The following is a 26990-nucleotide window of genomic DNA, read 5'->3' as shown; positions in this document are numbered from 1 at the left end:
TGCCAACAAGCAGCGGTGCCGAGCCCACTTCGTCAGACGTGTGTGCTCGCTGATGCCGGAAAGAGCAGGCGACGGGCTGCATCCCTCTCATCCCACAGCCTTTGCCCCGAGACGGCGGAGTAGCATGGTGTGCGCGGAGGAAAACTTCAGATGCGAGAGTATCCGAGGAATTAGAGCGAGACTATTTGACAGGATTGCGGTGCCTGCTTCAAGCATGTGCCGCTGGCCATACAAGGGTTAGTCGTGACGATCTTCACTTCATTGCACCTGCTTGAACGCAAGGACAGCATTCATGCCGCCCATGGCGAAGGCGTTGCTCATGGCCACGCCCACCCTGCGCTCCCGGGGCACATTTGGCGTGACGTCCAGATCACAATCGGGGTCTGGTTCGCGATAGTTGGCCGTGGGCGGCACGACACCTTCTTGGATCGCCATCACGCAGGCTATCATCTCGAGCGCACTTGCTGCCCCGAGGCAGTGCGCGTGAGTGGATTTGGTGGAAGAGATGGACATCGATCGAGCATGGTCACCAAAGACGCGCTTAATCGCCGTCGTTTCGATCTGATCGTTGGCCTTGGTGCCGGTGCCATGGGCGTTGAGGTAGTCTACATCCTCGGCATTTAAACCCGCATCAACAAGGCAGGCGCGCATCGCCGCCTCCGGCCCATGCACAGCTGGTGCAGCTATGTGGTAGGCATCGGCGGAAAGGCCGATGCCGGCGACCTCGGCAAGCATCGTTGCACCGCGGGCGGCGGCATGCTCATAGCTTTCCAGCACGGCCATGCCCGCACCTTCGCCCAAAACTAGTCCTTTCCTGTCGCCCGAGAATGGCCGGCAAGTATCTGGAGCGAGTACGCGCATTGCTTCCCATGCCTTAAGCACGATCCACACGAGTGGCGCGTCGCTGCCTCCAGCTAGCATAACGTCCGCCCTACCGAGCTTGATCTGATCTACCGCTGAAGCGATCGCATGGTTGGCCGAGGCGCAGGCAGAGGTGGCACCGAAGACTGGCCCCCGCAGCCCGAGGTTCATGCTTACCTGACAGGCAGCCGCGCTAGGCATTGCCTTTACCCCAGTGAATAGCTCAGTGCGAGTCGCGCCGCCCAATAGGAGGGTGCGGTAGGCCTTCTCGGTAGCGTCCCAGCCGCCAAAGCCAACGCCCACTGTCGCGCCGAAACGGTGGGCATTTCCTTCATTGCACGAAAGGCCGGCCTGTAGCATGGCTTGTTTAGCTGCAAGCACGGCTAGCAGGCTGAAGCGGTCCATGGAGATGAGCTGTTTGCGATCAATGTCGTGTTGAGGCAGCACCTTGATCTCGGTCCCGATCATCCCCTTCAGCTCATGAATCTCTGAGTTTGAGATCGGGCCGATGGCGGAGCGGCCTTCGCGCATCTCCGTCCAGATAGAGGAAGCATCGGTGCCCAGTCCGCACAGTCCGCCTAATCCGGTTATAACGACGCGCCTGTCCATTCAGACCTCCTTGGTGAGCAAGCCACGGACGGCTTCCACCACGTCGCCGATATTGTTGAGGTTCGACCAGGCATCGGCCGTATTCATCTCGATCTTAATGCCGTAGAGCTGCTCCAGATCCCAAAGGACATCGGCCAAACCCAGCGAGTCGATGCCAAGTGAAGTCAACTCAGTGTCAGTCGTTATTTCGCCGAGGGCTACGGTCGTTCTTTCGCCGTTTTCAGCTTTGACGAGCTTATTGATCGCACTGATAATTTCCAGTGTGAGTTGATCAGCCATTTGTATTCCTCTCCATCATGCCTAATTTCGACAAGCCGACGGCCTTGCGAGAAGGCTCGATCTAATTGCTGCCAACATCGGAAGATGTTCCGGCTCGTCTGCGAAGTGACGACAGAAACCAATAAACCGGAATCTCGCCGCGCGGCTGCCCTGCTATGGATCATATGGCATCATTGGTAAAATTGATTGTGTGGATCAAAAGCATCCACACTATGGATTGTGGCTCGACATATTGCCGCGGCTAACTTCTCGCACCGGCGCCGTTGCAAATCCTCAAGAACAAGATTTGTTGCGGGATCGAAAGTAGAGCTTCGGCTACTATCCCGGGTCGGCGCGTTGCTCAATTTCGCGCAGAAGGCATGTGCGGAAGGTCGTGGAAGTCGCCGCAGCTGGATGCTGGTTTCCGCGATGGGCCGAACATAAGTTACAGGAATAAAAGTTTTGAATCACTTTTGCATGAGGTCAGGGAAAGCATTACGAATCGCACCTTCTCAGATAGAAACGATCGCTCTCGGCAATAGCTTCGATTGCTAGCTGAGCTGAGGCGGCGGGGGCCGCCTGTAACGTAAGGCCTCCTTTGGGAACACAGCCAATGCGTATGGATCTAATTACTGGGGCTGTGAAATGAGCCGGCGGTGCCGCTTACGACGTACAACTTTCCATCTCAGATTCCATGCGCGAAGCCTCTTGGATCATAATCTCGCGCATCCAGATGTTTCCAGGATCAGTGTTGTGAAGAGCCGGCCATTGGACAGCCTCAGTGAACGAAAGAAGCGGCAAAGGATGCTCAATGATTCTTAGTGGGATAGTTCGTTCGTAATGTTTGACCAGCCGCAGGGGGATGGTTGCTATTCGATTAGTGCCAGACAGCAATGGCGGGATCAAGTTAAACCCCGGGACGACGAGCTCAATACGCCTCTTGAGGCCGTGCTGCATCAATAGCCATTGCTCTACGGAAGGCTTGAGACCACGTCCGAACTTAGCCGCAACATGTCCCATGGACATATATTGCTCCAAGGAGAGCTGCCCTTGTAACTGCTCGTTCGTAGGGCAGCCGACGCACACCAATTTCTCTTCGAAAAGCCTTGCCTTCGGATGGGCGCCGGACATGAATAAATCCGGGAGGATCAGAAAATCGACATCACCACGGCGGAGAAGCTCCTCCGGATCGTCGTCAAGTGGCAGCAACTCGAAGCTGACCCCTGGCGCCTCCCGAGCTAAGCGCAGTATTATCTTGTCGAAGAAGACCAGTGCCATGAAGTCTGAGAGGATAATTCTGAATCGGCGGTCGGACTCCGCTGGGTTTATCGGATCCCAAGCGATAACGGAGAGCTGAATATGCAAGAGTGCTTCGCGAACAGCGGGGGCAAGTGCCTCTGCACGCGGGGTCGGAACTAGCTCCCGTCTCTGCATGATAAAAAGGTCGTCGCGGAAATAGTCGCGCAACCTAGAGATGGCAGCGCTCATGGCGGGTTGGCTGAGGTTGATGCTGCGCGCCGCTGCTGTGAGCTTGCGCTCGGTCATTAGAGCGTCGAGTGCTACAAGAAGGTTTAGATCTAGGCCTTTAAAACGCATGGGTTGAATATCCATTCCATAGATGATTGCCATCCAAACAATCAATTTTACCAATCTTTCGGATCACTTATAGAAAACCCGGAACTTGATCAATATCAGGACCAGGAACTAAAAAACGAAGCGCCGGGCAGGGGCCCGATTTGAGACTCTTACATCTCTTAACCGCTCGATTGCCTAACCGGCAATCCAACAAGTATGCGCAACAATATCGCGCAGCTCTGATCGTGGTTGGGCGAAGAAACAACTTGGAGCTTTTGCATGTCTTCTGAAGTGCGATGGAAAATCTGCTGGGAAAATGAGCTGGAAGCTTCCGACCACGCGGAACTCGCCGATTTTTTTTGCAAGACCTATGGGCCGACGGGAGCGTTCAATGCCAAGCCGTTCGAGACTGGCCGAAGCTGGGGTGGTGCGAGGCCAGAACGCCGCGCAATCGCATATGACTCGCACGGCGTCGCTAGCCACATGGGCTTGTTACGCCGCTTCATAAAAGTCGGTACGACTGATTTGCTTGTGGCCGAGCTAGGCCTGTACGGAGTGCGACCGGATCTAGAAGGATTAGGCATCGCTCACTCGGTCCGCGCTATGTTTCCGATTCTGCGCGAGTTGAGCGTTCCATTTGCTTTCGGAACAGTTCGCCACGCCATGCGGAATCACATGGAAAGATACTGCCGAGATGGTACCGCCAATATGATGACCGGGCTTCGTGTGCGCTCCACGCTTCCAGACGCGCATTCCGACCTGCCAGCCACGCGCACTGAAGATGTCCTCGTATTGGTAGTTCCCGTCGACCGTCCGATGACGGAGTGGCCTGCAGGCTCGTTGATTGAACGAAATGGGTCGGAACTATGAAGCGGCCTGCCTATATGAGCGAAGTACCGGTCAATCACACAAGCGGCCAGGAAGATCGCTGCGTTTATTTGACGTTCGATGATGGTCCTAATCCATACTGCACGCCGCAAATCCTTGATATTCTAGCTGAGCACCGTGTCCCGGCGACATTTTTTGCTATCGGTTCATACGTGAAGGATCACCCAGACCTCATTCGGCGTCTTGTGGCGGAAGGTCATGATGTCGCCAATCATACCATGACGCACCCCGACCTCGCCACCTGCGATCCCAAGGATGTCAAACGTGAAATAGACGAGGCGCATCAAGCTATTGTCTCGGCCTGTCCCCAAGCCTTGGTCCGGCACTTACGAGCGCCTTACGGGGTTTGGACTGAAGACGTCCTTTCAGCATCGGTGAGGGCTGGACTTGGAGCCGTTCACTGGTCGGCCGACCCTAGAGACTGGTCTTGCCCGGGCGTCGACGTGATCGTTGATGAGGTGCTTGCTGCTGCTCGGCCTGGGGCAATCGTGCTTTTGCACGACGGGTGTCCTCCCGATGAGGTTGAGCAATGCTCGCTTGCCGGACTCCGTGACCAGACGCTCATAGCACTCTCTCGAATTATTCCGGCACTGCATAGCCGCGGATTCGAGTTTCGTTCACTTCCCTGAAACACTGGACAAACGAGAAACCATGACCCTGCTCGCAACAACCAGCATCGCCGCCATCTCGCTTTATGCAATGCTCTCCACCGTTTACAAGAGCGCGCAGGTCTTTCATGCTAGGCGGACAACGATCTCAACAACACCTGCGAAAGACATTGAAACCAACCCCGTGCCAAGCGTTGATGTCATCGTGCCGTGCTTCAACGAGGACCCAATCGTTCTTTCGGAATGCCTCGCGTCGCTTGCGGAGCAAGATTATGCCGGAAAATTGCGCATCTATGTAGTCGACGACGGTTCCAAAAATCGCGATGCGGTTGTGGCTCAGCGCGCCGTCTATGCAGAAGATGAGAGATTCAACTTCACAATTCTCCCTAAAAATGTTGGAAAGCGCAAAGCGCAAATCGCCGCTATAACCCAGTCCTCTGGGGATCTCATTTTGAATGTGGACTCAGACACCACGATCGCCCCCGACGTCGTATCTAAGCTTGCCCACAAAATGCGGGATCCAGCAGTCGGTGCGGCGATGGGCCAAATGAAAGCCAGTAACCAGGCGGACACCTGGCTAACTCGCTTGATTGACATGGAGTACTGGCTTGCCTGCAACGAGGAGCGCGCGGCACAAGCTCGCTTCGGTGCAGTTATGTGTTGCTGCGGCCCATGTGCGATGTACCGTCGGTCTGCTATGCTTTCGCTGCTCGATCAGTACGAGACGCAGCTTTATCGCGGCAAGCCGAGTGACTTCGGCGAAGATCGCCATTTGACGATTCTCATGCTGAGCGCAGGCTTTCGAACTGAGTATGTTCCGAGTGCCATCGCGGCGACAGTCGTTCCAGACACGATGGGTGTTTATCTACGCCAACAACTACGGTGGGCACGCAGCACCTTTCGGGATACTTTGCTTGCGCTTCCTGTACTGCCTGGTCTCGATCGGTATCTCACGCTGGACGCAATAGGGCAAAATGTCGGCCTGCTACTTCTTGCGCTGTCGGTATTGACAGGAATTGGCCAGTTTGCGCTGACCGCCACACTGCCCTGGTGGACGATCCTGGTCATTGGATCCATGACTCTTGTACGCTGTAGCGTGGCTGCCTATCGCGCCCGCGAACTTAGGTTTTTGGGTTTTGCTCTCCACACGCTCGTGAACATCTTTCTCTTAATTCCCTTGAAGGCATATGCCCTTTGTACCCTATCCAATAGCGACTGGCTGTCGCGCGGATCAGTCGCGATTGCGCCCACTGTTGGGCAGCAGGGCGCTACCAAAATGCCAGGGCGGGCGACATCTGAAATTGCCTATAGTGGCGAGTGATGAACACGTCACTGCAGCTCAAAATCTGGGACAAGAAATGAACGGGCAATTAACGAATTTGACGACGGCGATCGCTGATCCGCACCAGGATCATATCATCCTATCGGAGCGGCAGGGCCAATCAAAAAGTAAGTCAATGGATTCGCCTTCTGGGTCCTTGTCTTCAGTTGCAATCGACCTGGCCGGTGTTTCGAAATCATATGGTGGTAAAGTCGTCGTCAATGACTTGTCGTTTACTATCGCCGCCGGAGAATGTTTTGGTCTTTTAGGGCCGAACGGCGCAGGTAAAAGTACGATCACCCGTATGATCCTAGGGATGACGTCGCCAAGTGCAGGCACAATCACTGTACTCGGAGCACGGGAACCGCGCCAGGTTCGCTTGGCACGAGCGAAAATCGGGATCGTGTCTCAGTTCGATAATCTCGACCTGGAATTCACGGTCCGCGAAAACCTTTTAGTATACGGCCGCTACTTCCGCATGAGCACCCGAGAAATTGAAACGGTCATCCCATCGCTGCTTGAATTTGCGAGACTTGAAAGCAAGGCGAATACCCGTGTGGCAGACCTATCGGGAGGGATGAAGCGGCGCCTCACTTTGGCGCGTGCGCTCATTAATGACCCGCAGCTACTCATTTTGGACGAGCCGACCACTGGTCTCGACCCACACGCACGACACTTGATCTGGGAGCGGCTTCGATCGCTGTTGGCACGAGGCAAGACAATTCTTCTGACCACCCATATCATGGAAGAGGCGGAGCGCTTGTGCGACCGGCTGTGCGTGCTTGAAGCTGGGCGAAAGATCGCCGAAGGCCGACCGCATGCCCTGATCGAGGAGCAGATTGGCTGTCCCGTGATCGAAATTTATGGTGGCGATCCGCAGGAGCTTAGTCTTTTGATCAGGCCAAACGCTAGGCGACTGGAAATCAGCGGAGAGACCCTGTTCTGCTACACGCCTGATCCAGAGCAGGTGCGCGCGCAACTGCGTGGATATTCGGGCCTGCGCTTGCTGGAGCGTCCACCAAATCTAGAGGATGTCTTCTTGCGGTTAACCGGACGCGAGATGGAGAAGTAGACGATGAGCGTAGCAACATTACCCGCTGGCGGTTTGAACTGGCTCGCAGTTTGGCGCAGAAACTATCTGGCTTGGAAAAAAGCGGCGCTGGCATCCATTCTCGGAAATCTAGCCGATCCCATAATATACCTATTCGGGCTCGGCGCTGGATTGGGAGTGATGGTAGGGCACGTTGACGGCGTATCGTACACCGCATTTTTGGCGGCTGGAATGATCGCGACAAGCGCGATGACTGCTGCAACTTTCGAGACTATCTATGCGGCCTTTGGCCGAATGCAGGGCCAGCGCACCTGGGAAGCAATGTTGTACACACAGCTCAGGCTAGGGGATATCGTCGTTGGGGAAATGGCGTGGGCGGCAACTAAGGCGTCGCTCGCAGGCACCGGCATTGGTATCGTCGCCGCCATGTTGGGATACACTCACTGGCTGTCTCTTCTCTATGCTCTTCCGGTCATTGCCCTTACTGGCTTTGCCTTTGCGAGCCTCGGTATGGTGGTCACGGCCCTCGCGCCCAGCTACGATTATTTCATATTTTATCAAACGCTTGTCATCACACCGATGTTGTTCTTATCAGGCGCAGTCTTTCCCATCGACCAATTGCCTGTAGCATTCCAGCAGCTTGCGGCGTTCTTGCCCTTGGCACATGCGGTAGATGTTATCCGCCCGACGATGCTGGGCCAATCAATCACCAATGTCTGCCTGCACATCGGCGTTCTCTGCATCTACATAGTCGTACCATTCTTCTTGTCTACCGCATTGCTTCGGCGGCGACTGATGCGGTGAAGAATGCTGCTTAGCAAGTAAAAGGGCACATCGCGTCTCCGCGGCCATCATCGCTAACCATATTGGGGCAGCGACGACCCCCGGCACCAGCGGCGTGATGCCGCCTCACCAATTTGCTACGGCTGCCACCGTCAGCACCTCACTACGATTGCGCGGCCTAATGCCAAGGTCAAACGACCATTTTTCCGGCCTCGGCCAGCATGGTCTGCGTGAGCCCAGCGATGCCGCCGATGACGACCGTGCTGTCGAGCCCCGTCAGCTGATCAATCAGGGTCGGCGATAGCCGTTGGTCTGTACGCGATCTTGCGGTTTCTAGGGACGACACAATCCTCGATGGCATGACCCACAGAAACTAGGCCGGAACCGCCACGTTTTCGGCTAGAGAAAGCAACAGACAGCCTGGCAATTCCCCTAAACCAGCCTTAATCTGATCGTCACAAAACTGTTGGAGGGAACTCCAAAAAAACTTTGGAGCAAGGTCGGCCGGGGCTCCTTCGGGCCGACTCCTTGATTCAATTGGTGTCGTGGAGGCGGCATGGGATAACTGGTGTTAGTTGCGGAGTCCACGGGGAAAGGTCAGGCGGCGCGCCAAGTGGTTGCCGAAGTCAACCAACCCGATCCATAATGTCGGACTGAATGGTCATAGCAGTGTATATTGAAGCGTCCAATGGCAGATCTCCAAACGCGAGTTGACACAGAAGATAGTTGGCGCCTGCCTCTTCCAACTGATCAAGAAGAGACCGTCGCACAGAGGCTGCCGTTCCTACTACGCACAATTCACTCTCAATTGCGGCATCCAAGGTCAGCGGCAGGTTTGACGGAACTGGGATCGCATTGATATCGTATAGAAATTTGAAGCTCTTAACCCATCGTTCGTAAGCAGGTGCCGCGAGTGAATAGGCATGCGCGGCAGAACGTCCGACCACCACCATTCGGAGCAATCCGAGAAATGAGGCTTGGTCGTCCGTGCCATCGTAGTCCTCTCGATGGGAATGGAAGGCATCAGTAATTTTGCGAACAACAGACGCGGGTCCTAGGCACGCGATATTCGCGCCATTTGCGGCGGCCCAAGCTGCAGACTCGGGCCGGTTGGTGGCGATCCAAATGGGAGGATGCGGACGCTGATAAGGCTTCAGCGTCAATGGTACGTTGTTTAGCTCAAAGTGATCGCCTTGGTAGGATAGCGTACCGCCCTTCATTGCCTTGACAAGGATTTCACTGGCTTCGACGTAACGCTCCGGCACCGCGTCCGCATCAATTCCAAAGTAACCCAATTCGATTGGGAGTGATCCGCGGCCTATGCCCAACTCGAGCCTACCACCGCTCAACTGGTCAAGCATACAGATCTCTTCAAACGCGCGTAGCGGATGACACAGGCTTAGCAGCATGACCATGGGGCCGACGCGAAGATGACGAGTGCGCTGTGCCACGCTCGATAAGAACAAATTCGGCGATGGGCCTCTGCCATGCGGAGTACAATGGTGCTCTGCGAGATGATACGCATAAAAACCGAGCCGATCGCAGGTCTCTGCTAGCGTAAGGCGATTTGCATATTGTTGTGCGAGGTCGCGACCATCCTCGTCCAAATGATCAAAGATGCCGAAGCTTAGCTTTGCAGGAAAGGCGTTTCTCATTCCGTATCTCCAACGTTCATGCACATCCTTCAGGCACCGATCCAAATTTAAGACTTGGATTGCTGAGCGGACATGATCTCATGCTCAGGGCGAACTTACCTCTGAGCTTTGCGTCTGCGAGGGCAGATCATTGAGATCTCGAAATTGCCCGCAGCCATCTGTGATTTTGCTGTTGCCGAAAGTCCACCGTCAGGCGTCGGCCCGCTCTACATCACCAAGACCTAGAGAATGCCGACCCGGTGGCGTCGTCGACGCTTTGCAGGTCGTGCCGACGCGCGCCTTTTGTGAAGATGGTTCCTGATTTGACTTTGATGGCCGGTCCAAACCGGGCGGATAGTATCGAGCAGCGGCCTCCCGTTGCCCGCCATATCATGTTTATGCAACGCATAGAGCAGAGGCAGCGTTGCTTTAAGGCCGGCCTTCGAGATCCTCAGCTCCCATAATATCGCTGACCGCCGCAAGAAATGCATCCATCTGCGCTTTTGTACCGATGCTAACGCGGATGGAATATTCCAGTCCTCTATCGGGGAAGACAGCAATGAGTATCTTTTTCCGCTCCAGGGAGGCTTGCCACCAGACGCTATCTCTTCCTGCTGGCACACGGGCCAGCAGGAAGTTTGCATGCGAGGGAGTTACGGTGAAACCAAATTGCGAGAGCGCTGCGCTCACTCGCTGTCTCTCATACTTAATTTGCTTGTGGTTCTCGTCGTAGGCGGACCGATTCGAAAGGATGCTGACGCCAACAGCATGGCCAATCACGTTCATGTTGAAGACGTTCTGTATGTTTCGCAGTCTGCCGATGACCTCAGGATGACCGAATCCGAGCCCAACTCGAATGCCCGCAGCAGCATAGCTCTTCGAAAATGTTCTTAAGAGCAGGAGGTTCGCATGACGCTTAACCAGACGTAGAGCATCGTCAGGTGCAAAGTCGACATAGGCTTCATCCAAAACAATCAACCGATCCGATTGTGCCACAAGGAGTTCGATGTCAGCAATCGGAATAAATGTTCCGGTTGGGTTGTTCGGATTAGCCAACAGAATGAACTTGGCATCTTTTGCTGGTCCGAGGAGTAATTGCTTTGACAGCAATGAGTGAATTTCCCCCCACCCAATTTCCAGAAAATCAGCTCCTTGCAAAAAGGCCAGTTTGCGGTTGAATGAAAACCCCGGCGACACCATCGCGACAGTGTCACCCGGAGCAAGGAATGCCCTGTAGATAAGCCCGAGAAGTTCAGATGATCCGTTCCCGGCGATCACCTGATCTCTGGAGAGGTCATAGGTAAGGGCGGCTGCTTCCCTCAGACTGATGTTGTCATTTTCCGGATACAGATACTGCCGTTCGAGGGCAGCAATAGCGCTCTGCATGACAACTGCCGGCAACGCAAATGGATTTTCATTCGTGTTTAGCTTGATGCAACCAGCATCCGGCGCCTTACTGGAAGGCAGAGCGTTCAGCTGTCTGGGCACTTCCGCAAGAGCCGAAAGCACGCTCTGCAATTTTGCATCCGACATGTTTTTCTCCGTTTCATTCGCTGGGGCGATCACATTGTGCCGGTACAAATACTCCTGTTCGTCCATTCCATATCGGCTCGCGACTTTTTTATTGGATTTTCATACGGTTGGTAAAATCATTTCTATGCATGGCATCCATCCACGCTATCAATTGACTGGCAGGCTGTGCGGGAAGGGACAGGAGAGCAGGGACGTTGCCGACTGTCCGCGAGCACATGTTTCGAAAATGGCAGCGCGATAGGAAGTCGATCGAAATGGCCTTCTCGAAACTTACCCGGCCAGCGTTACGATACAATTGGCGTGGCTCATCTAATCGATGACATCGATTTCGACATAATCCTTGGCGACAACTAATTCCGCGTCATACGGGTTCTTTCTAAGTGCCGATTCCGATGAAGCCGCCCCATTGTTCCGAGATGATTGCGCCCCCGGATTCCGGGATGATCTCGCCCCCTGTCTCAGGGGTCTGCAGGCAATAATTGTTGTCAGTTCGTTCGAGTGATGTGTCAAGCTTTGCGCGGCAGATTTCGGCGTAGGCTTTCTCCACTGAGTTCGATGCGGTGGGCATTGTGGACGAGGCGATCCAGGATGGCGTCGGCATAGGTGGGATCACCGATGACACCGTGCCAGGCTGATACGGGGAGTTGGCTGGTGATGATCGTCGATCGACGGCCGTAGCGGTCCTCGAGGATTTCAAGCAGATCGTGACGGGCCTGTTCGTTGAGCGGCTCAAGGCCCCAATCGTCCAGGATCAGCAGCTGAACATGACCCAAGGTGCGTTGCAGGCGAGCGTATCTGCCGTCGCCGCGCGCGAGCGCGAGCTGGGCAAAGAGTCGTGGGACACGCTGATAGAGAACGGAACGGTCGTCACGGCAGGCCTTGTGGCCAAGGGCACAAGCCAACCAGCTCTTTCCGACACCTGAGGGACCGCAGATAGCGAGATTGTCGTGGGCACCGATCCAGTCGCCACCGAGCAGCTTCATGAAGAGCGCACGGTCGAGGCCGCGTTCAGCGCGATAATCGACATCTTCCGGGGTGGCTTGATGACGAAGCTTGGCGAATCTGAGGCGCGCCGCGAGCTTGCGGTCGTAACGGGAACTCCATTCCCGTTCGAGCAGCAGTCCGAGCCATTCAGCATGAGAGAGGTGTTCGGCCTCGCCGTTGGCGACGAGTTCGCCGAAGGCCTTGGCCATGCCGGCCAGGCCCATGGCGTTCAGTCTATCAAGTGTTGGATGAGCAAGCATTCTTCGTTCTCCTTAGTGGTAATAGCGAGGTCCGCGGATGTTCTCGTGGTGGATCGGTTCGTGCGAGGCGGCTCCATTCGAGCTCGCCGTGCGGTCGAGGCGATTGTCGAGGATGGAGCGCACCGAGCCATAGGTCCGGGCCCCGATCTCCAGCGCTCGGGCGCAAGCGGCATTGACTCTGTCGCGGCCGAAGCTCTTGTTAAGGCGGATAATCCCGAGGCAGGCGCGAAAGCCCTGCTCTGGATGGGGCCGGTCGGCAAGGATGCGCTCGCACAACAGGTCGACATCCGGCCCCATGGCTGAGGCTTCGCGTCGAATGCGTTCGATCGTCCAGTCGGCGAACCGACGATGCGCCGAGGGCATATGATCGGGGATGGTCGTGTGCTTGCCGTTGCCGCTCGAGCGGCGGTGCGCGGCAATCCGCTCGCCCTTATGGAATATCTCGATCGTATTGGCGGTGATGCGTGCCTCTACCTGCTCGCGGGCAAAGCGATAGGGAACGGAGTAATAATGCCGTTCGATCTCGACGTGGTAATCCAGTCCAGCGCGCCGGATACGCCATTCGGCGAAGACATAGCGCTCGACAGGCAATGGCCGTAAAGCCAGACGATCGAGTTCCTCGAATAATTGACGCCGCGTGCAATTGACCCGACGCAAGACCCTGATGTCGTTGAGGTCATGGAGCAACTCCATGATCGCTGCATTGACCTCGGCGAGACTGTAGAAGACGCGATGGCGCAGCCGGCCCAACAGCCAGCGCTCGACGATACGAACCGCAGCTTCCACTTTCGCCTTGTCGCGCGGCCGCCGCGGTCGTGTCGGAAGGACCGCGCTCCCATAGTGCGCCGCCATGGCGCAATAGGTCCTGTTGACCTGGGGATCGAAGTGGCACGCCTTGATGATCGCCACCTTGGCATTGTCGGGCACAAGAAGCGCCGGCGAACCGCCGAAGAACTCCAGCGCCTGAACATGGCATTCGATCCAGTCGGGTAGTGTCTCTGTCCAGCGCGCCTGCGCGAACGAAAGGCTGGACGCTCCCAGGACCGCCACGAACAAGTGCGCCTGCCGCGTCTTGCCCGACAGCCGATCAACGACGACCGTCACCGTGTCGCCGGCATAATCGACGAACAGCTTGTCGCCGCTCGCATGCTCCTGCCGCATCGTCACCGGCAGTTTCAGTGCCCAGCCACGGTAAAGGTCACAATACCGGCTGTAGCGATAGCCATCCGGATAACGGCCGATATATTCGTCCCAGAGGATTTGCAGCGTCACGTGCTTGCGCTTGAGCTCGCGATGGACCTCGGCCCAGTTCGGCTCCGGGGCCCGGCGATGACCCGTCTTTGTCCCGGCCGCCTTGTAGAGCGCCGCCTCCAGGACGGCATCGCTCACCTCGTCATCCAACGGCCATGAAAGCCCCGCAGCCGTCGCACGCCGCAGGGTCTCGCGCACCGTCGACGGAGCTGCCCCGACCCGAACCGCAATCGATTTGTGGCCCAGTCCTTGCTCGGCCCGATATCTCAGTATCTCGCGGACACGCCGCATCTCCAGTCTCTCCGCAGGCATCCCGTTCCTTCCCCATCACTATCGACGGAAGGAACTTCACACCGGCAGAACACCCACGCCATATCCCTTCCGAAGGGGCGGCATCATCTCGGAACAAGGGGGCGACTAATTCTCGGAATCGGGGGGCGAGATCATTTCGGAATCAGGGGGCGGATTGCCTCGGAATTTGCATTCTAAGGATACGACAACGGCTGTCAGGTGCGCCTCGCGCGGCAAGAACGCCGAGGGCTGAGGCGATAAATTTTGAATCGCCGGCTTCCATTGCCTCGTCTGAATCGAGCAGATTGGCAATGTCGAAATCCATGATCTTTTCAGTCGTCGTGTTACCAGTCTAGCCGATAAGCGATGACCCTGAACAGAATCTCAGTAGGTTATCGACACTTCAGAACGGCTTTCATTGAGATTGTTCAGGGATTTTCGATATCGTTGCTATAGCTGACGATAAATCGGACCACGACGCTTCCCAGACATAAGCGATCACCGGCGTTTATGATCATAGGATCAACAACCGTTGCGCGGGAGGAATAACGATCACGCCTGAGGCCAAAGCCCCCTTGCACAATGTTTCGGCATTAAATCGAGGCATTGGCAGCCAGACATGAAAACCATCGTAAGCGGGCGTTCGTAAATCATTACCAACAACTGAGCGAGCCATCTTCGGACGGTGTCTCGCCTCACTTTCAATTGCCTCTCGAATACCGTTACGGTCCCGTCAGAAAGCCACTCGGCTAAAATGGCGCAGGATAGAGGCGATACAGTCAACGACGAAGCACGCTGGGTCCAAGGCACGCTGGACAAAGAATGCGGGTTTGCGTTGCAAGGCCCGGCATCTCGCAAGATCGTGTGAACGCTGGGCAACGCGGCGCGTCTCTTGATCAACGACGCTATGACGGCGAGGAATATGTGGCTGCCGTCAAAGCTTGCGTCGACGCATTGAGCGGTAAGACTGCCCCGGAACAACTCCGGTAAGCGCTTCTGCATGTGGCCGATGAGGCGGGTATCGCAGCTCTCTCTCGTCCGGCAGGGAGTTAGAGCGCGATGACCGGATCTGCCCTCGAGCCCCAGGATAGTCCGAATCTCAAAGGCTACCCGCTTTCGACGTCACGTCTGCGCGGAGCGCCCGCCCCAGCTGGCCGGACACGGACGCGCCACTCCTTGCCATCAGGTTGCTTCGAGCACCATGTTGAGCGAGCTCTGGGCCGCGCGCCTGATATGGGTGAAGCCGCCGGACCGGATCACCTCGGTCAGCCGCCGTTCGCCTGCCTGCGCGCCTAGCGCCAGCCCTGTCTCCTGCGCAAGCGAGGTGGGAACGCAGATCATCGTCGACGCCGAGTAGTAGAGGCGCCCGACCGGATTGATGTTCTCCTCCAACGTATCTCCCGCGATCGGCTCGACGACCATCCACGTGCCGCCGTCCTTCAGCGCCTTTCTGATATGAGACGCCGCGGCTTTCGGGTCGCCCATGTCGTGCAGGCAGTCGAAGCAGGTGATCAAGTCGAAATCCCGGCCGTCGAAATCTTCCGCTCGGCCCACCTCGAACTGCACGTTCGTCAACCCGTGCGCCTCAGCGTGCGCTTTCGCAGCCGCGATCGAGCCCATATGGAAGTCGTAGCCCACAAACCAGGAATTGGGAAAGGCCTGCGCCATCAGCACCGTCGATACCCCGTGCCCGCAACCGACGTCGGCCACCGTTGCACCCGATTTTAACTTGGCGATCACGCCATCGAGCGCCGGCAGCCACTCCTGGACCAGCGCATTGACGTAACCAGGGCGGAACAGCCGCGCTACAGCGCAGAACATGCAGCCAGCCTGGTCGCCCCAGGCAACGCCTTCACCGGTCTTGAAGGCAGACTGCACCTTCGGCTGATTTCCGACCATCGCGGCAGCGGTATCGAACGCGCCAATCAGGTTGAACGGGCTGTCGGGTTCAGCAAACACATAGGCCTGCTCCGGCGTGAGCGAGAACTGGCCATTCTCGTAATGCACATAGCCCGAAGCCGCCTGCGCTGCCAGCCACTCGCGCACATAGCGAGGCGCGCATCTAGCGGCCACGGCAACCTCCTCGGCCGTCGCGGGTCCGATCTCCTTCAGCGTCTTGTAGAGGCCGAGGTCATCGCCGATCCGCACCAGCGGCACGCTGAATGCACCGCCAAGGTCGCCAAAGATGCGGTCCACGAGCTTCTCAAGCGTTGTGTCGTTGAGTTGGGTCATGTCGGACTCCTCCTTATTTACGGGCGGCCTCTTGCCGATGGCCGCCTTCAAGGGATCGGGAACTCGATGCCCTCTATTTGGGGTGTATGCCCGCTTGCACTTGGAATCGACGCTCATCTATCGACCCGCGCACACGCTAACTGGATAGCCTCCTCGCGTCGACAGTAACGGGCAGGCGCCTGTTCTGCGATAGGTCGGGGAGGGCTATCCGCCATCCATTTTTCAGCAAAATGAAGCCGCCCCATAGGTTTTTGTGCTCAACCGAGATGATCGGTTCCTCAAGGTCTTTCTTGTGAATATAGACCGATAAGCCGACGTCAGTTCTGCTGATTGTCACTCTCATGCATGTCCCTTCTCGCTACGGCGGCTTTGAAGATCGAAAGTCGAGCGTTATCAAAGCCTATTATTTTGGTACGACATATGACCAGGCCGACACCTCCGTTATGGCTCTGTCTTGGACGGCATCCGTTCCGGGGCCCACGTCGGCTACTCAGGTTGCGCGCATCGCTCACTGGATGGGATATTGGTGGTACGTGAATTTTTAACCTCATATTCGCCTAGGAGACCACTGGCCACTCGTCCCATTCTTTGCGCTTTAGTCTGGTGACGATCAGGCAGGGACGCAGGTCTTCGGCATCGGACACACCGAAGCGCATTGTTGCGTGTCGAACTCACCCCTGCACTCGGTACATTTTTTTGAATCCACAACATATCCCTCACCTTTGAAACTGATCGCATCTGAGGGACATTCAAATTCGCAAGCGCCGCACTGGGTGCATTGGGATATAATGATCTTGAAGGCCATGTTTTAGCTCCTGATTCAATTAGAGGGGCCTAAAGCCGTCGGCATCGCCGGTTTGCCGCCAAACTCGGCGGCGTATAGCGCGCCAATCGCAGTCTCGATGTAATCATAGGAAAATGCGTCACTGGCTCGCACGCCAGTTTCTGCCAGCCGCTTCTTTGGGCAATCGCCGATTTTGGAAGAAAGCAGAATGTCGATGCCGTCGAGTGCAACGATAGTGTGATCGAGAGTGGCCTTCTCGCCTAAACCACCGAGGCAATACTGCTCGACCTTGCGGTGTCCCACCAAGTTGATCCCCTTTCGTGAGACTGCATACACTTGGAATTCTCTTGCCTGACCGAAATGTTCGTTGATCCGGCCGCCACCTTTAGTCGCCACGGCAACAGCAAGGGTTCCCGAAGAACTCAGTGACTTGACTGCTTTGTTCGCGTCCAATTTTGCTGCCAGTTGATCCCCTCGCTCGTGCTGGACCAGCTTGCGATAGGCCTCGCGCTTGCTGGTGTCGAATTCAACTTTGGTGGAGATCTGGTCGAGGGCAAACTCTCGCTCGCGATCATCGCCCAACAAACCGATGGCGTCGGCCCGGCATTGTTGGCAGTGACGCATAAGCTTAATGTTACCATCGAGACAATCTTGAAGTGCCTTCAGTTCGAACGGCTCCGGGCAACGCTGACCCGTAAGACCGTAATAAGTACCATGCGAAGGCTTGGAAATCAGGGGCACCACATTGTGCATGAATGCGCCGCGGTCTCTGATCCATCGGTTAACTTCGACGAGGTGCGTGTCATTGACGCCTGGAATCATAACCGAATTGATTTTGGTGAGGATGCCGCGCTTGGTCAGCAATTCCAAACCCAACATTTGGCGCTCGTGAAGGATCCTGGCAGCTTCTATGCCAGTGTATCGACGATGCCCGTGGAGTATCCACGGATAGATCTTCGCCCCTATCTCCGGATCCACCATGTTGATAGTGATCGTCACGTGATCGATATTCATGTCAGCTAGCTCATCGACATGATCCGGAAGCGCCAATCCATTGGTGGAGATGCATAGTTTAATGTCAGGTATTTCTCTCGCAACTCCTTCAAACGTCGCGACTGTTTTCCTCCAGTCGTAACAAGCGTCGCCCGGTCCGGCAACGCCGATTACGGAAAGCTCCGGCACTTTGCTGGCGACGGCAAGCACCTTGCGTAGTGCCTGGTCGGGAGTTAGCTTTACTGATGCGACCCCGGGACGGCTTTCGTTGGTGCAATCATATTTGCGATTGCAGTAGTTGCACTGGATGTTGCACGCAGGTGCGACCGCGACATGCATGCGAGCGAAATAGTGATGGGCTTGCTCTGAAAAGCAGGGATGATCTTTGATTCTCTCCCAGATCCGCGCATCTATGTCATCCGTCACCGAAAGGTCATAGGACGAAGATGCGCGGCCGCCGTGCATAGCGGGAGCCATCGGCGCCCGGTCGAAGGGGGCACTGGTGGTCGTCCCGACCTTTATCTCCGGTTCCGACATTGCACTGTTCCACTGGTGAGGAATGGTTACAGCTCCAAAAGCAAGAGAGATTCCGGTCGACGCGACATTGTTGTTTCAGCGCTTATGTCGCCTTTACCGCCCTCTTTTCCCGCTTGCTGCCGGAGATGTTTTGTAGAAATCAAGACAGGATCGCGCCCGAAGTCGTTAGGCCGACTCAACCAAAGCTTACGACATTCTTCATATCGTTCTCCGCTTAGTCTTTCTTCACATCGATACGATGCCGGCGTAGCGCATAGCCGACCTGCCGCGGCGTCTTACCCAGGATACGAGCCGCTTTGGCCTGTACCCAGCCAGCCTTCACCATTGCATTGATCAGCCGATCACGCTCAGTGAGACCCGCTGCCTCGATTGTGGCTGCGGCACCGCTGGGAGTACCTACGTTGGCCCCCAGTCCGCCTAACATTGTATCTCGCGGGTTGAGACTATGCACCGGGCCGTTGCCAGTGCCGTCGCGGGCGTCTTTCCAGAGGAGCGCCGAAGAACACTGGTCTTGCTGACAGGCAAAATCCGATGAAGTGATGGTATTTGAACTGGCGAGAGTGGCGGTCCTTTGAACGCAGTTGTCCAGCTCGCGAACATTGCCGGGGAAGGCGCATTTCGACAAAATGTCTATGGCCGACGGGGCGAAGTCGCAATTTCGATCATTTGCCTTGTTGAATTGCTCGAGGAACACTTGCGCTAGAAGCGAAATGTCACCGTCGCGCTGCCGAAGTGGCGGCAAAATGATCGGCACCACATTGATCCGGTAATAGAGGTCGGCTCTGAACTCCCCTCGAAGGACGGCCACTTCAAGGTCCTTGTTGGTGGCGCAGATAACTCGAACGTCTACTTTCAATGTCTTCGTTCCGCCGAGACGTTCGAATTCGCCTTCCTGCAAGACGCGCAATAACTTCGCCTGGAATTGTGGGGATACATCGCCAATTTCATCAAGCAACAGCGTTCCGCCATTGGCCAGTTCGAAACGCCCAGCTCGTTGAAGGAGAGCGCCAGTGAAAGCGCCCTTCTCATGGCCAAACAATTCGGATTCCAGAACGGTTTCCGACAGCGCGGCGCAATTCAACTTAATAAATGCCTTGCTTTTCCGTATCGACAACGCGTGTATTGCTCTTGCAAAGCATTCCTTGCCAGTGCCGCTCTCTCCTCTCAAGAGCACCGCGGAGTTCGTCGCGGCCACGATCTTGGTGGTAGCTAATACCCTCTTGAGCGCGGGGCTCTCCCCAACGATCCAGTCGATTTTGTCGAGGTGGGTGGGTTGAGGCTTCGGCTTGATTTTCGGAATCTGTCCTGCTTGTTGTTCCTCGGCGACTGAGCCGCCATCGCTGCACGATTCGCGATAGCGCTGGCAGGTTAAGCCGATCAGGACGGCAATCATTGCCAGAAGGGTTTCGTCCTGATCTCCGCTTTTCTGCGCGAAATCAATCCACAATGCGCCAATTGCTTTCCGGTTTACTTTAACGGGGAGAACGGCAGAATTTTTCCCAAAGTGCTTCTCACCGCTAGCGATGACACGATTTATTGCGTCCGCCTGTTCAAGCGTCAGAGAACGTGAGCGAACATCGTGCCCAATGGGAGCCCGTACGTTTATCCAGGGCTCTCCTCCGGAGCCGTGAATCACGATTCCGCCATCGCGCAATAGCAGATGCTCGACGAGGGCGTTCATGGCAGCCTTCAGCACGTTGTCGAGAGGAAAAGAAGAGATAAGCTCTTTGGATATGTCGTAGAGTATATGGAGCCGCGCCTCTGGTTTAATCATGCCTGCAAACAGGGGAGGGTGCACTGCTTTTTACCCTAGTGCGCGAAATATGTCGCCGCATATTCCTAAGTTAACGATAGGTGTTATCGACGGCGTAAAAATTAGCCTTTCGAAAGTTTGAGTGGATGCACATTTAATCGCCGCCGCTAATGCAGCTGCATCGATCGCTGCTATCCCGCCGGAGGTAGGAACTCTTCATCCGAATTTGAAGAGGACCCCGAACCCGCCCCGGGGATAATTCCACTTTATGTCGCCACTCGCTTCGCATAACACTCTGCATGTGCCGCATTCCAAGCAGCCATCCGAAACAATTGCCACCTGACCAACATCGTTCACCTCGTAGCATTTGGCCGGACAGATTTGCGTCAAGGCGAGCAGGCTTGGGCTTGGCGACCGATGCGGCCGCACCGTAATGTGTGGGCGTCCAGTATCGACGAGATATCGGTTTTGGTACAGCTTATCCTCAATGCGCTCAATGGTGGTCGCCTTCATCGAATTTTCCTTTTAACGCCAAGATACGGCGGAGCGGACCGCGTCGCTAATCAACCCCCAACGGGATCGTGCGTTGATAAAGGAGGCAGCTGTGGCCTTCTCCCTGTTGATTTTAGGTGCACCGTCGACGCGCACAAAATTTTGCGCCGCCTGAGATATAAGCGTTGGATACGTCATGAGAAAATTGTGACTGTCGGTGTGGAGGAGGCTTGGAAGATCTTTGTGTTTCATCAAGTCTTTCATGACGAACGACTTATCCAGCATACCCTTATAGAGAGAGAGATTGTGCTTCGTCATGAGACCGCCGCGGCTCTTTATCTGGAAGATCGCTTCACCCGCCATGAGGCCTGATGTCATCGCAAGGTTTGATCCCTCCCTATGCACGGCATTGTTTAATTGCGCCGCGTCGCCCACGACGACCCACCCGTTGCCAAAGAGCTGTGGGATTGCCTTGAAGCCTCCCTCAGGGATAAGATGTGCGGCGTATTCTTTGATCTCGGATCCCGCCAGTAATGGTCGGATGGATGGATGTTGCTTGAAGGCGTCAAGAAGGCGGTACGGATTTTCCATGCTTTCCGCTAAACCGGAGACGAGACAGCCGATCCCCACAGAGATCGACTCCTTGTTGGTATAAAGGAAGCCCAGTCCGGCCATTCCGCGTGAAATCGTGCCGCCGGCTTCGATCACACAGCCTTCGCCACCGGTGAGGCCGAAGCGCTCTGCGATGACCTCTTCCGGCATAAAATGCATTTCCTTGACAGCGAGTGCCACATTTTCTGGCTTCGGCATATCGCGCAAGCCGGCTCGTGTTCCAAGCAGTCCGTTCACGCCCTCAGCGAGGACGACTACGTCCGCGAGGATCACACCGCCCTCTCGGTCCGTGTAAACGCCTATTACACTACCGCTCCGATCTCGAGCAAGTTTCGTCGCTGTCGTTTCACAAAGGACTGTGCCGCCCGCCTCGCGCACCTTGGATGAGAACCATTTGTCAAACTGGGCACGGATGATCGTATACCGGTTTGGCTTCAGTTCATTAAAGTCATCAGAGCGATAGTGCACGCCCGTGTGCGACGAGTCATCCATTAGCCAGAATCGTTGCTCGACCAGATGCCGTTCCAGGGGAGCGTCATCTCGGAAGTTTGGGATAATCGCCTCCAACATGTTCGCATATAATATAGCCCCCTGAACATTCTTAGAGCCCGAATGTTCTCCGCGCTCCAGTTGCAGCACTTTTAGACCGCGACGAGCCATCGAATACGCTGCGGCGTTGCCGGACATACCGGCACCAATGACGATCGCGTCGAACTTACTCTTGGTCATCTAGCCTTCCTCGATCCATACCCTTGATAGAGTTGTGCGGTGGCATTCGCCTGGCGAAAGCTTCTGTCAACGCCGGCAAGAACTCCAGCGCGCAAGCGACAACGCCGATGTGGGCGAAGTCAAAGATCGGAGCCTTCTGGTCGAGGTTGATAGCGACAATCAGATCGGCTCCTTCGACGCCAACGCGATGCTGGACCGCGCCAGATATTCCCGCCGCGATGTAGAGCTTAGGTCTAATGGTATGGCCGGACTGACCAATTTGTCGATCAGCAGGCATCCAGCCTTTTTGGACCAGTGGGCGCGAGCACCCGACTCCCCCGCCGATCGTCGTTGCAAGGTTTCTCAAGTGCTGCAGGTTTCCCGCAGCGCCGAGGCCGAGTCCGCCCCCAACCACGATGTCGGAGTTGGCCAGATTGGATTGCTCAGAACCGTCGTTGCAGAGGAATGCGAGGACTTTGGTGACGATCGCTTCCTCGACCATTGTGAGTTCGTGCTGGATAACGCGCCCAATTGGCTTATCCGCACGTTGCGGCGTCGCCATGACCCTGGACCGCACCGTTGCCATTTGTGGCCGGCTGTTCAGCGTGTAGATCGTGCACAACAAGGACCCGCCGAAAGTTGGCCGCGTCGCTGCGAGTGAACCATCTCCATCAACATCCAGCTCGGTGCAATCAGCCGTAAGCCCCGTTTGTAAGGTCGTTGCTACAGCACCGGCGAGGTCGCGGCCGAGCGTGGTCGCGCCGAGAAGCAGAATTTCTGGTTTGTGAGTAGTGACCAGATCCGTCAAAGCCTTGGTGAAGGGTTCGTTTCGATAGTTTGCGAGGAGGGGCGACTCTACCAGATAGGCGACATCAGCTCCGTAAGCGAAGGCCTCTTCGATCGCCGGCTTGGTCCCCACGCCTTCAGACGAACCGAGGATTACCCCGGCCAGTTGGACGCCCAGCTTATCGGCTAGTCTGCGGCCTTCGCCGAGGAGTTCAATCGATACGGGATGAACCTTGCCGCGCTCAAGTTCCATGAAGACCCAGACGTGCCGGTGATCTTCGAAACACTTAAGCAGCTTTTTCCCTGAGCTGGCGCGGCCGACCGCGTTTGCCGGCGTTTCATTTTTTCTAGCGACCAAAATCTACTCCTCGCTGCTCACCGATTGCCATGGGACGTGAGCTTGCGTTCCAAAACAGGCTCGCGGGCAAAAATTGCAGCGACCGTGTCCGCCGCGACCTCGGCCAACGTTTTGTCGTTAATGTCCATTTGCATAGCTTTTTCGGCGCGCGGACCAGGAGCGAATACTCGCTTCACGACCGTCGGCGATCCCCTTAGGCCGCATTTGGTCAACTCCCCAATGCCGGCGTCAGCGGCCCCCCATTTAAGAACCGGGCTTCGCGCGGCACGGAAGGCGTCATCGAGAGAGCCCCGGCGGATTGCATTGACACCTTCCAGCACGGTGATGAGACACGGCAACGTGCTCTTCAGCATCTGCGTGCCGCTCTCCGCGTGTCGTTCAACCATGAGCTCGCGCGAAGTGGGATCAATGGAGACAATCTTCGTTACGTAAGTCAGTTGCTGGAGGTTCAGCCTCTTTGCAATTCCGGGCCCGACCTGGGCCGTGTCGCCGTCAATTGTCTGCTTTCCGGTAAAGACGATATCTGGCGCCCCATAGCTCTCGCCAATCTTCGCTACTGCTTGAGAAAGAGCATACGAGGTCGCCAGCGTGTCAGATCCAGCAAAGTGGCGGTCGGTGAGAAGCACTGCGCGATCTGCGCCGTGGGTGAGGGCTTTGCGTAGCGCTTGCTCAGCCATGGGCGGCCCCATCGTGAGAACAGTCACCTCGCCCCCATAGCGGTTACGAACTTGTAGTGCCTCTTCGAGAGCAAACAGGTCGTAAGGGTTAATGATGGTCGGTACGCCTTGGCGCATGATCGTATTTGTCACCGGGTGTACGCGTATCTGCGCAGAGTCCGGAACCTGTTTGATACAGACCACGATGTGCATAGTCGTTTAAGCTCCCAATCTAATTTGGGCTCTAGGGACCCGGCTTTCTGTGAGCACTGCTCGTGCCAATCAGGTTGCGGCGGTAACCCTTCGGGATTGCACGTGTTTCGTTGTCGCTATGCGGAGGATGTTGTAGGGTTGCCGACATGTCGTGTCGCAATCCGCCCAATTACCACGCGATGGAGAGGGCGGCCCATTAGCGTCAACTCGGTTAAGTCATGATGGCTGCGCTACGAGCCGGGAGATGATAAGGATCTCCGAGATGGACCGCGGGTACAAAGTTCCGGCGCGGTGGCCCGCACATGGGTGAGGCCGTCACCGAGCAGCTCCATATTGATGTGAGGCGAAGGTCCTGCAGAATGTGGGGCTCAAGTATGCATGCCGCCATTACGACCGGACCGGCCTCAATACGCCTGTTGTCATTGCCCCGATGACCGCGCCGCTTGCCGGGCAGGATCGCCACTTTATCCCGCCCGCCTCCATGAAGCGCATTCTTCCGATCAATGTCCCGAAATGACAACGGCGCAAGGAGATGTTGTCCAGGTTCAGGTTGATGCCCTCCTCAACGGCCGAAAGCGCCGTATTCCAGCCCTTGATCTGTGTCGCCGCCGAGTTCGTCATGGAACGAGCTCCGCTGCGTAAGTCTCGCCTGCAGCAATACGCTCCTTTTCGGCATTTTTTTGCTTCCGCGCTGGCACGCCAGCTGCCGTCAATGACTTTTGGCAAAACGTCCTCGATCGCACCCAGATGCCGATAAAGGCGATGCTGCCGTCGCGATCGACAACGAACGCCTGTGGAACGCCGAAAGATAGCTGGCATCGATCCAATGCTCATTCATTTCGCCTGAGTGATCGATGGCGTCCACCTCAGCTCTGGCCTCGTCGGCCGTTGCAGCTTACTCACGCGATGCGACCGCGATAACCTCAACTCCCATGTCGCGATATCCCTCCTGCAGCTGCGCCAGGTAGGTCAGCGATGGCCGGCAATAACCGCAGCCCGTCGCAAGAAGTCGAGGATGTATATCTTGCCGAGCTTGAAGTTTGGAAGCCGATCGCCGCGTAGCCAGTCCAGCGCTTCGATCGACGGGGCTGGAGAGCCGCTATTTAAACTGGAAGTCATTTTCATTCTCCACCAGTAGCTATCCGGAGCTTCGTAGGCCAGGATTGAGCGTGTCAAGTATCAGGCCGAGTTGCTTCGATTTCGAAACGCGGCGCATGTTCCGTCTGTTGGACCCACGCTTGTGATCTCTTCGTCTAAAATGGCTTCTGCGGGTGCGGGCCGCCATTGCGATAGTGTCCTTCGTTTGGGAGGGTGGCGATGTTCCCGTCGTGACAGGAAGACGCCGAGCCTTGATGCAGATCGAGGTCATTAAAGAGTTCCCATTAGTCATGAACACCGACTATGCTTCTCCGTGTTAGACGCTGCGGGGTTGTGCAAGCGACGCCTGTAAGTCAGGTGCCGGGGACTTAGCCTCCGGCGGGCTGCGCCGGCGATGTCTTGGGGCGAGGTTCTAAACTTTAGTTTCCCTATTGCTTCGTCAGCTGTTTGCGATTATCCGGCGTCGCTGTCATTCGCCGGTCGGCCGTCTATCCTCTGTTTGATTGGTTCAAGTGTCAGCAGCCGCAGCAATCGTCTTCATCGTCTTCCTCGATGATGTATTTTCTTTCCGTTTTCTCATTCCTCTTGAGAGAGCTGGCTGCTGCTTCAGCGTCGGCGAAGACCACCTCAACATCCTCGCGTGAGACGAGTGGGGCGACACCTCTCATAATGCTCCGTTGGGCGAGACGGCGCACAATTTCCTTGACATATGCGGCGCTGGCACCCTTTGAACGAAGGACGGCTTCGGCCAAGGCTCCATCCTGGAAGTTCAGCGCGTGACCGTATTGCTTGAACAGGCGCTGGCGGCAATCGTCATCAGGGAGAGGAATCTCAATCGCCGCATCTACACGGCCCGATCGGGTGGCGAGTGCCTCCTCGAGCGATCTCGGTCTATTCGAGGTCAGGAGAATGACGATGTCGGAATCTTCGCCAAGACCATCCAACTCGTTCAACAGACGGTTCAGGTGGGTTTCTGCCTTTTGGCCCGAAATATTATCGCGTGAACGGGCAACCAGATCCACATCCTCAAACACCATGATGCATGGCTGTAGGACACGAGCCAGCGCAAAGTGTTCCTCCATATCCAGCATCTGCTCCGCCGTGACCAGAACCACACTGTGCCCGGGCAGGTTGGCAGCGATATAGTGGACGACATGGGTCTTGCCGGTGCCAGGCTCTCCGTGGAGCAGGATCCCTTTCTGTCCTGACTGGCCGAGGCGCTTCAACTCGCCCCGGTATTTAACAAAATCGAAGATGTGCGTATCGAGCTGGGTCATAGTCGCCTTGGAAAGCACGACGTCGTTCCGGCTTACCGCAGGAAGCTTGTGCACCCTCATTGTTTCGTGAGTGCCCCCGAAGTCATTGAACTCGAAAGAGACAGCCTTGTTGCGATAATATCGGGAGCTCTTGCCGTGCGCCTCGATTGTGTGCAGAAAGCCCTCGGCGAAGACATGACCCACCTCATTGGGCAGATGAGCAATTTCGACCTGGACCTTTGGACCATACCGGGTAAGGAACTTCGACAGCATGACTGCTGCAGGCATGTCGTCGTCGATCGTTATCAGCCAGAGACCGTTGCTAATCGAAGCATAGGGCTCATCTTCGCCAATGTCGATGTCCTGATATTGCACGGGCGTCAGCTGCACGACGCGTTTTCCCTCAAAGGTGGTCAGGTCTGACAGCTTCATCGGGAAAATCTCGAACTCTTGATGGAAGCCCAAGAGCTCAGGGGACTGAACCGCGCCGGGTTTGCCGGAGGCTCCAACTTCTGAGAAAGTGGAGCCGATATGAGCAAGACAACGAACAAGTTTTCACCGGAAGTCCGCGCCCGAGCCGTGCGGATGGTTTTGGATCACGAAGG

Annotated in this window: 24 protein-coding genes and 2 pseudogenes; 7 read left to right on the top strand and 19 right to left on the bottom strand. The window is 56.1% G+C overall.

What is annotated here, in order from left to right; all coding sequences use genetic code 11:
* Nucleotides 1-258: 258 nt before the first annotated feature.
* The 3 genes from HJC00_RS29155 to HJC00_RS29145 all read right to left on the bottom strand — a co-directional run bounded on the left by HJC00_RS29155 (nucleotide 259) and on the right by HJC00_RS29145 (nucleotide 3324).
* Complete coding sequence (locus HJC00_RS29155) at nucleotides 259-1470, bottom strand: beta-ketoacyl synthase (protein WP_221165030.1); 1212 nt, start codon at nucleotides 1468-1470, stop codon at nucleotides 259-261.
* Nucleotides 1471-1749, bottom strand: coding sequence for an acyl carrier protein (locus HJC00_RS29150; RefSeq protein ID WP_168260025.1), 279 nt, complete (start codon nucleotides 1747-1749; stop codon nucleotides 1471-1473).
* Nucleotides 1750-2391: 642 nt separating this feature from the next.
* A complete protein-coding gene (locus HJC00_RS29145; protein ID WP_207601006.1) occupies nucleotides 2392-3324 on the bottom strand; it encodes a LysR family transcriptional regulator in 933 nt (310 codons plus the stop codon).
* 258 nt (nucleotides 3325-3582) lie between these two features.
* On the opposite strand from HJC00_RS29145, the gene HJC00_RS29140 reads away from it, so the two are divergent.
* The 5 genes from HJC00_RS29140 to HJC00_RS29120 are packed head-to-tail and all read left to right on the top strand — an operon-like array spanning nucleotide 3583 to nucleotide 7975.
* Complete coding sequence (locus tag HJC00_RS29140; RefSeq protein ID WP_168302438.1) at nucleotides 3583-4173, top strand: NodA family N-acyltransferase; 591 nt, start codon at nucleotides 3583-3585, stop codon at nucleotides 4171-4173.
* Nucleotides 4170-4820 carry a chitooligosaccharide deacetylase NodB gene (nodB, locus tag HJC00_RS29135; RefSeq protein WP_210633203.1) on the top strand — a complete coding sequence of 217 codons (651 nt, stop codon included), beginning with the start codon at nucleotides 4170-4172 and terminating at the stop codon, nucleotides 4818-4820. The genes HJC00_RS29140 and nodB overlap by 4 nt, the downstream gene beginning before the upstream one ends.
* Nucleotides 4821-4842: 22 nt before the next feature.
* Complete coding sequence (nodC, locus tag HJC00_RS29130) at nucleotides 4843-6120, top strand: chitooligosaccharide synthase NodC (RefSeq protein WP_221165029.1); 1278 nt, start codon at nucleotides 4843-4845, stop codon at nucleotides 6118-6120.
* Nucleotides 6121-6157: 37 nt separating this feature from the next.
* Nucleotides 6158-7192 carry a nodulation factor ABC transporter ATP-binding protein NodI gene (nodI, locus tag HJC00_RS29125; RefSeq protein ID WP_221165039.1) on the top strand — a complete coding sequence of 345 codons (1035 nt, stop codon included), beginning with the start codon at nucleotides 6158-6160 and terminating at the stop codon, nucleotides 7190-7192.
* A 3-nt stretch (nucleotides 7193-7195) separates the two neighbouring features.
* Entirely contained in the window at nucleotides 7196-7975 is a 780-nt protein-coding gene (locus HJC00_RS29120; protein ID WP_138396797.1) for an ABC transporter permease, read from the top strand.
* A 605-nt stretch (nucleotides 7976-8580) separates the two neighbouring features.
* Here the strand turns inward: HJC00_RS29120 and HJC00_RS29115 are convergent.
* From HJC00_RS29115 to HJC00_RS29095, 5 genes are all read right to left on the bottom strand, one after another.
* On the bottom strand, nucleotides 8581-9609 hold the full coding sequence (locus HJC00_RS29115) for an LLM class flavin-dependent oxidoreductase (RefSeq protein WP_105009920.1): 1029 nt from the start codon (nucleotides 9607-9609) through the stop codon (nucleotides 8581-8583).
* Between the two features lie 408 nt (nucleotides 9610-10017).
* A complete protein-coding gene (locus tag HJC00_RS29110) occupies nucleotides 10018-11121 on the bottom strand; it encodes a histidinol-phosphate transaminase (RefSeq protein WP_138396826.1) in 1104 nt (367 codons plus the stop codon).
* Between the two features lie 506 nt (nucleotides 11122-11627).
* The gene (istB, locus tag HJC00_RS29105; RefSeq protein ID WP_126924644.1) at nucleotides 11628-12365 is read right to left on the bottom strand and encodes an IS21-like element helper ATPase IstB; all 738 of its coding nucleotides are present in this window, start codon (nucleotides 12363-12365) and stop codon (nucleotides 11628-11630) included.
* Nucleotides 12366-12377: 12 nt separating this feature from the next.
* Nucleotides 12378-13907, bottom strand: coding sequence for an IS21 family transposase (gene istA, locus HJC00_RS29100; RefSeq protein WP_221165038.1), 1530 nt, complete (start codon nucleotides 13905-13907; stop codon nucleotides 12378-12380).
* Nucleotides 13908-14070: 163 nt separating this feature from the next.
* Nucleotides 14071-14232, bottom strand: a complete 162-nt coding sequence (locus tag HJC00_RS29095; RefSeq protein ID WP_221165040.1) for a hypothetical protein — start codon at nucleotides 14230-14232, stop codon at nucleotides 14071-14073.
* Nucleotides 14233-14718: 486 nt separating this feature from the next.
* On the opposite strand from HJC00_RS29095, the pseudogene HJC00_RS32880 reads away from it, so the two are divergent.
* Nucleotides 14719-14970 (top strand): annotated as a pseudogene (locus HJC00_RS32880) (DUF982 domain-containing protein).
* Nucleotides 14971-15089: 119 nt separating this feature from the next.
* On the opposite strand, the gene HJC00_RS29090 reads toward HJC00_RS32880, so the two are convergent.
* The 9 genes from HJC00_RS29090 to HJC00_RS29050 all read right to left on the bottom strand — a co-directional run bounded on the left by HJC00_RS29090 (nucleotide 15090) and on the right by HJC00_RS29050 (nucleotide 24031).
* The gene (locus HJC00_RS29090; RefSeq protein ID WP_221165028.1) at nucleotides 15090-16139 is read right to left on the bottom strand and encodes a class I SAM-dependent methyltransferase; all 1050 of its coding nucleotides are present in this window, start codon (nucleotides 16137-16139) and stop codon (nucleotides 15090-15092) included.
* Between the two features lie 136 nt (nucleotides 16140-16275).
* Entirely contained in the window at nucleotides 16276-16482 is a 207-nt protein-coding gene (nifT, locus tag HJC00_RS29085) for a putative nitrogen fixation protein NifT (protein ID WP_017958633.1), read from the bottom strand.
* Nucleotides 16483-16749: 267 nt separating this feature from the next.
* Nucleotides 16750-16944 (bottom strand): 4Fe-4S dicluster domain-containing protein, encoded by a 195-nt coding sequence (locus HJC00_RS29080; RefSeq protein WP_018484288.1) that lies wholly within the window; start codon nucleotides 16942-16944, stop codon nucleotides 16750-16752.
* Nucleotides 16945-16959: 15 nt separating this feature from the next.
* Nucleotides 16960-18453: a nitrogenase cofactor biosynthesis protein NifB gene (gene nifB, locus HJC00_RS29075; protein ID WP_221165027.1), complete on the bottom strand. Its 1494-nt coding sequence runs from the start codon at nucleotides 18451-18453 to the stop codon at nucleotides 16960-16962.
* 214 nt (nucleotides 18454-18667) lie between these two features.
* Nucleotides 18668-20227, bottom strand: a complete 1560-nt coding sequence (gene nifA / locus HJC00_RS29070; protein ID WP_221165037.1) for a nif-specific transcriptional activator NifA — start codon at nucleotides 20225-20227, stop codon at nucleotides 18668-18670.
* Between the two features lie 195 nt (nucleotides 20228-20422).
* Nucleotides 20423-20719, bottom strand: coding sequence for a ferredoxin family protein (locus tag HJC00_RS29065; protein WP_027667869.1), 297 nt, complete (start codon nucleotides 20717-20719; stop codon nucleotides 20423-20425).
* 12 nt (nucleotides 20720-20731) lie between these two features.
* Nucleotides 20732-22039, bottom strand: a complete 1308-nt coding sequence (locus tag HJC00_RS29060) for an FAD-dependent oxidoreductase (protein WP_207246254.1) — start codon at nucleotides 22037-22039, stop codon at nucleotides 20732-20734.
* Entirely contained in the window at nucleotides 22026-23162 is a 1137-nt protein-coding gene (locus HJC00_RS29055) for an electron transfer flavoprotein subunit alpha/FixB family protein (RefSeq protein ID WP_207601000.1), read from the bottom strand. The genes HJC00_RS29060 and HJC00_RS29055 overlap by 14 nt, the downstream gene beginning before the upstream one ends.
* Before the next feature lie 17 nt (nucleotides 23163-23179).
* The gene (locus HJC00_RS29050) at nucleotides 23180-24031 is read right to left on the bottom strand and encodes an electron transfer flavoprotein subunit beta/FixA family protein (RefSeq protein ID WP_018484294.1); all 852 of its coding nucleotides are present in this window, start codon (nucleotides 24029-24031) and stop codon (nucleotides 23180-23182) included.
* Between the two features lie 302 nt (nucleotides 24032-24333).
* On the opposite strand from HJC00_RS29050, the pseudogene HJC00_RS33215 reads away from it, so the two are divergent.
* Nucleotides 24334-24501 (top strand): annotated as a pseudogene (locus HJC00_RS33215) (IS66 family transposase); the annotation flags it as partial.
* A gap of 499 nt (nucleotides 24502-25000) precedes the next feature.
* Here HJC00_RS33215 and HJC00_RS32870 read toward each other — a convergent pair.
* Both HJC00_RS32870 and HJC00_RS29040 read right to left on the bottom strand, forming a co-directional pair.
* Nucleotides 25001-25150, bottom strand: coding sequence for a hypothetical protein (locus tag HJC00_RS32870; protein ID WP_246569480.1), 150 nt, complete (start codon nucleotides 25148-25150; stop codon nucleotides 25001-25003).
* Between the two features lie 494 nt (nucleotides 25151-25644).
* The gene (locus tag HJC00_RS29040; protein ID WP_259672338.1) at nucleotides 25645-26817 is read right to left on the bottom strand and encodes an ATP-binding protein; all 1173 of its coding nucleotides are present in this window, start codon (nucleotides 26815-26817) and stop codon (nucleotides 25645-25647) included.
* Nucleotides 26818-26990: the final 173 nt, after the last annotated feature.

Origin of the sequence: Rhizobium sp. NLR22b (assembly GCF_019685295.1) — a bacterium.
Lineage (GTDB): Bacteria > Pseudomonadota > Alphaproteobacteria > Rhizobiales > Rhizobiaceae > Rhizobium.
Note: the sequence above shows the minus strand (reverse complement) of the source record. Positions and strands in the feature narration are given on the sequence as shown.

Excerpts from the sequence above, each read along its gene's own strand:
- HJC00_RS29155 (WP_221165030.1), bottom strand. The coding sequence starts at position 1,470 with ATGGACAGGCGCGTCGTTATAACCGGATTAGGCGGACTGTGCGGACTG.
- HJC00_RS29150 (WP_168260025.1), bottom strand. The coding sequence starts at position 1,749 with ATGGCTGATCAACTCACACTGGAAATTATCAGTGCGATCAATAAGCTC.
- HJC00_RS29145 (WP_207601006.1), bottom strand. The coding sequence starts at position 3,324 with ATGCGTTTTAAAGGCCTAGATCTAAACCTTCTTGTAGCACTCGACGCT.
- HJC00_RS29140 (WP_168302438.1), top strand. The coding sequence starts at position 3,583 with ATGTCTTCTGAAGTGCGATGGAAAATCTGCTGGGAAAATGAGCTGGAA.
- nodB (WP_210633203.1), top strand. The coding sequence starts at position 4,170 with ATGAAGCGGCCTGCCTATATGAGCGAAGTACCGGTCAATCACACAAGC.
- nodC (WP_221165029.1), top strand. The coding sequence starts at position 4,843 with ATGACCCTGCTCGCAACAACCAGCATCGCCGCCATCTCGCTTTATGCA.
- nodI (WP_221165039.1), top strand. The coding sequence starts at position 6,158 with ATGAACGGGCAATTAACGAATTTGACGACGGCGATCGCTGATCCGCAC.
- HJC00_RS29120 (WP_138396797.1), top strand. The coding sequence starts at position 7,196 with ATGAGCGTAGCAACATTACCCGCTGGCGGTTTGAACTGGCTCGCAGTT.
- HJC00_RS29115 (WP_105009920.1), bottom strand. The coding sequence starts at position 9,609 with ATGAGAAACGCCTTTCCTGCAAAGCTAAGCTTCGGCATCTTTGATCAT.
- HJC00_RS29110 (WP_138396826.1), bottom strand. The coding sequence starts at position 11,121 with ATGTCGGATGCAAAATTGCAGAGCGTGCTTTCGGCTCTTGCGGAAGTG.
- istB (WP_126924644.1), bottom strand. The coding sequence starts at position 12,365 with ATGCTTGCTCATCCAACACTTGATAGACTGAACGCCATGGGCCTGGCC.
- istA (WP_221165038.1), bottom strand. The coding sequence starts at position 13,907 with ATGCGGCGTGTCCGCGAGATACTGAGATATCGGGCCGAGCAAGGACTG.
- HJC00_RS29095 (WP_221165040.1), bottom strand. The coding sequence starts at position 14,232 with ATGGATTTCGACATTGCCAATCTGCTCGATTCAGACGAGGCAATGGAA.
- HJC00_RS29090 (WP_221165028.1), bottom strand. The coding sequence starts at position 16,139 with ATGACCCAACTCAACGACACAACGCTTGAGAAGCTCGTGGACCGCATC.
- nifT (WP_017958633.1), bottom strand. The coding sequence starts at position 16,482 with ATGAGAGTGACAATCAGCAGAACTGACGTCGGCTTATCGGTCTATATT.
- HJC00_RS29080 (WP_018484288.1), bottom strand. The coding sequence starts at position 16,944 with ATGGCCTTCAAGATCATTATATCCCAATGCACCCAGTGCGGCGCTTGC.
- nifB (WP_221165027.1), bottom strand. The coding sequence starts at position 18,453 with ATGTCGGAACCGGAGATAAAGGTCGGGACGACCACCAGTGCCCCCTTC.
- nifA (WP_221165037.1), bottom strand. The coding sequence starts at position 20,227 with ATGATTAAACCAGAGGCGCGGCTCCATATACTCTACGACATATCCAAA.
- HJC00_RS29065 (WP_027667869.1), bottom strand. The coding sequence starts at position 20,719 with ATGAAGGCGACCACCATTGAGCGCATTGAGGATAAGCTGTACCAAAAC.
- HJC00_RS29060 (WP_207246254.1), bottom strand. The coding sequence starts at position 22,039 with ATGACCAAGAGTAAGTTCGACGCGATCGTCATTGGTGCCGGTATGTCC.
- HJC00_RS29050 (WP_018484294.1), bottom strand. The coding sequence starts at position 24,031 with ATGCACATCGTGGTCTGTATCAAACAGGTTCCGGACTCTGCGCAGATA.
- HJC00_RS32870 (WP_246569480.1), bottom strand. The coding sequence starts at position 25,150 with ATGACTTCCAGTTTAAATAGCGGCTCTCCAGCCCCGTCGATCGAAGCG.
- HJC00_RS29040 (WP_259672338.1), bottom strand. The coding sequence starts at position 26,817 with ATGAAGCTGTCAGACCTGACCACCTTTGAGGGAAAACGCGTCGTGCAG.